Source organism: Bradyrhizobium sp. WYCCWR15520 (genome assembly GCF_056174665.1).
Map to the genome: position 1 here is coordinate 1 of NZ_JBWBWM010000113.1, position 4448 is coordinate 4448.

Here is a 4448-nt window from a genome sequence, read left to right on the forward strand (position 1 = left end):
TAAGCGATCGGCTATCGGCTGCTGAGTTTGTGAGCCGATGTGAGCTTCTATGTCTGCGCCTAGTTCTGGAACTAGAACCTTCCATATGATCGAAGCGGTCGCCGACCGTCTTGAGGGAGCGCCGCGGCAGCTTCGCCGACGCTGGTCGGACGAGTTCAAAGCGCAAGTTGTGACAGAGGCGCTGGAGCCTGGCGCGAGCGTCTCGGCGATCGCCCGCCGGATCGGCATTCACCCGTCGCAGCTGTTCGCCTGGCGCCGTGATGCTCGGGCCGAGCGGCATTATCGCTCGCGGCACTCGAGTTGCGAGGGTGTGGTGGCGTCTGTGGCAGGCACAGTGATTGAGATTGCCATTGGCGAGGTGGTCGTGCGTGCCGGCGTGGACGTCGACGAGGCGCACTTGCAGCGGGTGATCCGGGCGGTGCGTTCGGCATGATTCCCTCGGGTGTGAAGGTGTTCCTCGCCAGCCATCCAGTCGACTTCCGCAAGGGTATCGATGGCCTTGTTGCGCTTGTGCGCGATGCGGGCTCAGATCCGTTCGACGGTGCGCTTTATGTCTTCCGGGCCAAAAGAGCCGACAGAATAAAGATCGTATGGTGGGATGGGTCCGGCGTGTGCCTCTATTTAAAGCGTCTTGAAAAGGCGAAGTTCTGCTGGCCGCGGATCGGGCATCATCGGGTGCAGCTCAACCCGGCGCAGTTGATGGCACTGGTGGATGGGATGGACTGGAAGCGGGTCCGGACCGTGGCGGTCAAGCCGCCGGAGATTGTTGGGTAAAAGCGCTGCGGCGAAGTGAATCAGTGAGCTGAAAGGGCAAGAGAAACGGGGCAAAATGTGCTCTGGTCGGGCCAATGACGCCGCCCGATCTCAACCTCCCGAATGACGTAGAGATGTTGAAAGCCATGGTGCTTGCCATGGCCGAGAAGGCGGCCCGCGCCGATGCTCTGGAGAGCGAAGTCGCCGATCTCAGGGCGCGCAACGCCGATGCCGATGCGCGCATCGAGCGGCTGACGCAGATCCTGAAGGCCTTCGACCGCGCCCGGTTCGGCCGACGATCGGAAAAGCTCGGCTCTGTGAACGGCGACGATGAACAGCGGGCCTTTGTCTTCGAGGAGATCGAGACCGGCATCGCCGCGATCAAGGCCCAGGTCAGCAAGGGCCGTGAGCAAGCGGAAGGCAAGCGTGCACCGCGCCGGCGCAAGGGCTTTGCACCCCATCTGGAACGGATCGAAACCGTCATTGAGCCGGAAGAGCTGGCTAAGCATGCCGGCAAGCAGAAGGTGCTGATCGGCGAGGACGTGTCGGAGCGCCTGGATGTGGTGCCAGCGAAGTTCCGTGTGATCGTCACGCGCCGTCCCAAGTATGCCTTCAAGAACGCGGACGGCGTAATCCAGGCGCCGGCCCCGGCCCATATCATTGAAGGAGGCATTCCGACGGAAGCGCTTCTGGCCCAGATCGCCGTCTCCAAATATGCCGATGGCCAGCCGCTCTACCGGCAGGAGGCCATCTACGCCCGCGACAAGGTCGGGCTCGACCGCCAGCTGATGGCGCAATGGATGGGCAAGCTCGGCTTCGAGCTGGAGATCGTAGCCGACTACATCTTCAGCGAGGTCAAGAAGGCCGAACGGGTCTTTGCCGACGAAACCACCTTGCCGACACTCGCTCCGGGCTCCGGATCGGCGAAGACGGCCTACTTATGGGCCTATGCCAGAGATGACCGAACCTTTGGCCGCAGCGGTCCCCCGATGGTGGCTTATCGCTTCGAAGACAGCCGCTCCGGCGAATGCGCGGTCCGGCATCTCAATGGTTATCGCGGCATCCTGCAGGTGGATGGCTATGCCGCCTATAACAAGTTGGCGCGACCCGATCGCGGCAATGATGGCATCACCTTGGCTGGCTGCTGGTCACACAGCAGACGCAAGTTCTACGAGCTGCATGTTGCAGGAAGCTCGAGAGTGGCAACGACGACGGTCGAGCGGATGGCAAAGCTCTGGCAGGTCGAGAAGACCGTGCGCGGTCAAAGCCCCGACGCACGCGTTGCCGCGCGCCAGCAAGCCTCCGCAGCGGTCGTCGCAGATCTCTTCGACCTCTGGCAGCAGAGCTTGCGGCGGATCTCCGGCAAATCAAAACTGGCCGAGGCGATCCGCTATGCCGTCTCGCGCCGTGCCATCTTCGAGCGCTTCCTGACCGATGGTCGCATCGAGCTCGGTAGAGTCGACGACTGGCGCGGTGGCTACAGGTTCCGAGGAGTTGCCGTTGGCCGGCAGCTTTCGCTGAGTGCCGGTGCCTCATTTCGGACCATGGCTCCGTTTCCAGTCGCCGCTCGTCAAACCGGACGTGCGGATTTCCCGCATCCGGCTTTCTCTCAACCCATCAAGCCTTCGCTCTCGGCACGTCGGCACGCGCTCTTGGGAGGCGGTAGAGGCCAAGCGTTTCATGCAGGTATTCCTGCGAGTAACGGTTGAAGCCCCGGCCACGCGCCCCGGTGCGCTGGACCAACCAATGACGCAGACGACGGTCGACGTATTGCCGAATGAGGTTGTAAGTTTCCACCACTGGACCTTGGTCGAAGTAGCCGCACCAGCCGCGTAGGAAGCGGTTGATGACAGCGACTGTGTTCTCCGGTGAGTCCGGATACCACTGACGTGTCGTGCGTTCGTGGACCTGTCTGAGCAATCGTCGAACGGCTTTCTTGGAAGGTCTTGTGCCAAGAAAGGCTTGACCTCCCTTTCCATAGAAGCGTCCGATCGTATACCCGAGGAATGTTACGCTATCCTCTGGGACCCGAGCGAGTCGCGTCTTGGTCTCGTTCACCTCCAACCCGAGCCTGTTCATTAGCGTCTGCATCCGCGCCATTGCCGTCTCGGACGAACCGGGGCGACAGCAGATCACGAAGTCATCCGCGTAATTCACGATATGCGTATCGAGTTGATCTTGGTGTCCGTGTTTGCGCCAAGCCAGCAGAAACCGACGAAAGTAGAGATTCGCCAACAACGGGCTCAAAGGTGAGCCTTGTGGAGTTCCTCTTTTCTTCGTCCGAGCCTCCGCCGTCCTTGTGATCCGCCGGCCGTCTTTCTCGATAACCGCGACTGTCAGCCAGCCTTTGATCATCGAAAGAAGCCGACCATCGGCGATCCTGCGTGTGAGGCATTTCATCAGTGGTGCATGCGGAATCGAGGTGAAGTAATCCCTCAGGTCCGCATCGGCGATCTCTGATCGCCGATGATCTCTGATGTGCCAGAACACGCGGCGCACTGCCATCTTGGCGTCCACCTTCGGGCGGAAGCCATACTGGTTCTCCAGCAGGTCCGCTTCGAAGATGGCGCCGATCACCAGCATCGCCGCCGTCATGACCGGTTGGAATGCTGAGCGGTCGGCGTCCGCCATTGCTCTTCGGTATCCATACCCTCAGAAGGGGCTGCGGTCGGTAGTCACCCGCCGTCAGCTCCTGTCTGACATTTTCCAGCCATCGTTCGCGTCCCTCGGTTTCGATCTGAGCAAATGTGATGCCATCCGCCCCCGGCGACCCCCGGTTTGCTCGGCAGCGCCTGTAGGCTTCCTCCAGCACATCCAGTCTGCAGATTTTGTCCCAAAGAGAGTAGAATCGATAATCTGTTCAGCCTTAGCTTTCGCCTGCAGCGAGGTCTGAAGTTTCTGAACGGATATTCTCGGTGTTACTAGGTTCATCACCAATCGCCGTGTTCTCGACTATCGTTCTCGCTTGGATCGAGTCAGGATCCCTTTCCTCCGTCGGCGTTACCCGACATCACCGGTACTACGGACCCATCCGCCATCTGTCACCGCCGACGCTGACCCTCACGGGTTCGTCGTTGGATTCAGGCTTGCGCCTATCCACGGCGGCAGACTTCCCTTGTTGCCCACTGTTCATGTCCCGCGCGTGCTGCCATCACTACCCCGGTGGGACCATGGAGTGCGTTTCTCGCTCGCTTCCTCCACGACTGCGGCCTTCCCCGTTAGAATGGCGGGTCGGCTCCCACAACGACATTTCGAGGCCTGCTCAATGTTCACTCACGTTGCGGCCCGCGCGGACCGTCGACCCTCATAAAGGGCACATTTTCGGAGTGCTTCAGGTCATTCGTTGCCTCCTGACCCGCCCCGAATACTTCCGGCTGGAGCGAGAGTTAGCCGGCCTGGGGTTCCACCACGGAGAACAGTGCGCCTTGCAAGGCACACACTCCAACATCGTCGAACGCGCCATCAGGCCACAAACAATTACGAGAAAGAATAGCCTCTTCGCTGGCAGCGACGGCGGCGGGCGAACCTGGGCGACCATCGCAACGCTGCTGCAGACAGCGAAGATGAACAACGTCGATCCGTTCGCCTGGCTCACCCTCACGCTTCAGCGTATCGCCAACGGCTGGCCGAGCAGCGAAATCGACGCGCTTATGCCATGGAACCACGCCGCCTGACGGCCTCAGCTTGCCGCTTAC

Annotated in this window: 3 protein-coding genes and 2 pseudogenes; 4 read left to right on the forward strand and 1 reads right to left on the reverse strand. The window is 60.9% G+C overall.

Annotation, left to right across the window (positions count from 1 at the left end; translation table 11 throughout):
• The first annotated feature begins 85 nt into the window (after positions 1-85).
• The 3 genes and pseudogenes from AC0QUY_RS42170 to tnpC all read left to right on the forward strand — a co-directional run.
• On the forward strand, positions 86-433 hold the full coding sequence (locus AC0QUY_RS42170) for a transposase (RefSeq protein ID WP_246738295.1): 348 nt from the start codon (positions 86-88) through the stop codon (positions 431-433).
• On the forward strand, positions 430-774 hold the full coding sequence (gene tnpB, locus AC0QUY_RS42175) for an IS66 family insertion sequence element accessory protein TnpB (RefSeq protein ID WP_071916490.1): 345 nt from the start codon (positions 430-432) through the stop codon (positions 772-774). The genes AC0QUY_RS42170 and tnpB overlap by 4 nt, the downstream gene beginning before the upstream one ends.
• A 74-nt stretch (positions 775-848) precedes the next feature.
• A pseudogene (gene tnpC / locus AC0QUY_RS42180) lies at positions 849-2204 on the forward strand (IS66 family transposase); the annotation flags it as partial.
• A gap of 166 nt (positions 2205-2370) precedes the next feature.
• Here tnpC and AC0QUY_RS42185 read toward each other — a convergent pair.
• Positions 2371-3384: a reverse transcriptase domain-containing protein gene (locus AC0QUY_RS42185; RefSeq protein WP_475391691.1), complete on the reverse strand. Its 1014-nt coding sequence runs from the start codon at positions 3382-3384 to the stop codon at positions 2371-2373.
• Positions 3385-4193: 809 nt separating this feature from the next.
• Between AC0QUY_RS42185 and AC0QUY_RS42190 the strand changes: the two are divergent.
• Positions 4194-4427, forward strand: a pseudogene (locus tag AC0QUY_RS42190) (transposase domain-containing protein); the annotation flags it as partial.
• Positions 4428-4448: the final 21 nt, after the last annotated feature.